The 1152-nt window shown below is 44.4% G+C and carries 1 protein-coding gene; it reads left to right on the top strand.

Annotation, left to right across the window (positions count from 1 at the left end; all coding sequences use genetic code 11):
* The first annotated feature begins 133 nt into the window (after nt 1-133).
* Nucleotides 134-1042, top strand: a complete 909-nt coding sequence (locus tag NW820_RS12560; protein ID WP_414407667.1) for a hypothetical protein — start codon at nt 134-136, stop codon at nt 1040-1042.
* Nucleotides 1043-1152 lie beyond the last annotated feature (110 nt).

Below are 1152 nucleotides of genomic sequence, written 5' to 3' on the forward strand. Positions count from 1 at the left end.
TAAATTTCGCCTTGCTGACAGCCAGCAAAGCTTGCTACAGGACTGGGGCAGAGACCTTCTACAAGCTATATCTGTAAAGTTGGCCGAACATGGCCAGCAACTGAACAATTAGCTAGCCATTCTGGAAAATCTAGTGGAAGAGGCCAAAGATATTTATCGGCAACTACGGGTTACTATTCAAAGTTCTCATGGATCCGAGATATGCCCAACTGCAAATCAGGACTCCCAGAATGAGCAGGTTACTCAGGTCATTGGTGAAGCACCAGATCCTGAGACACCAGACGAAGTACTAAGAGACAAGGATGGGACAGCTATCGTTGATATATCAAAGATAGAGTCGCTTCTAAACTCAAAAAACATAAGGATGAAAAACATAGCTGCGGAAGAAAAAGAGGAAAAGCTAGATCAAATAGCTGCCTTTATGGGCAGCCGATACTCTTTTATCAAGAGATTTTATGGAATGGTTAAGTCAAATATGAATAGCGGCAGTTCTTTCTCCCTAAACCTTAGAGATGAACCTCCACAAGTAATCGGTTCAACTTGCCAATTTGCTAAAAATTTATACAGCATCGCATTTTTGGAAGAGTATAGATACTTTAAGGCACCCAGATGCCTCTTGGTAGCAAGACCCAGTAGGTCGCCTCGAGCCCTGAACTTTCTGGCAGGAAACTGGCTGGAAAGATATGTTAGGGACACGCTGATCCGCCTTGTTGCGGCTCACACCGAAAAGATCAGTTTCTCTTACGTCGCGAATGCCCAAGTTACTTTATCGAATGGAGCCGATTTTGAGATGGATCTTCTCTTTCATATCAACGATCAGTTCTACTGGGTGGAATCGAAGACAGGTGAGTACCAAGATAAAATACAAAAATACTCCAGAATCGCTCATGAACTCGGTCTTCAGGGAAGCCAAGCTTTCATAGTTTTAACTGATGTTAGTCAAGATACAAGAAGTAGTCTATCTTCCCTCTATCACCTGTCAGTGATTGGCGTCGATGAGGTTGAGTCTACCTTTGATGGGATCCTGAAAAGCCATCTCTGAAAGTCTGAAAAAGTCCCCAAGAGCATCGGCTCAGGCCACAATCTTGACGGCTTGCTCCATACACCACCAGGGATCCTCCGCAAAAGCTGGCATGGGAGTGCTGCCTGCTT

It is taken from the genome of Synechococcus sp. R55.7, from assembly GCF_047461955.1.
Taxonomy (GTDB): Bacteria; Cyanobacteriota; Cyanobacteriia; order Thermostichales; family Thermostichaceae; genus Thermostichus.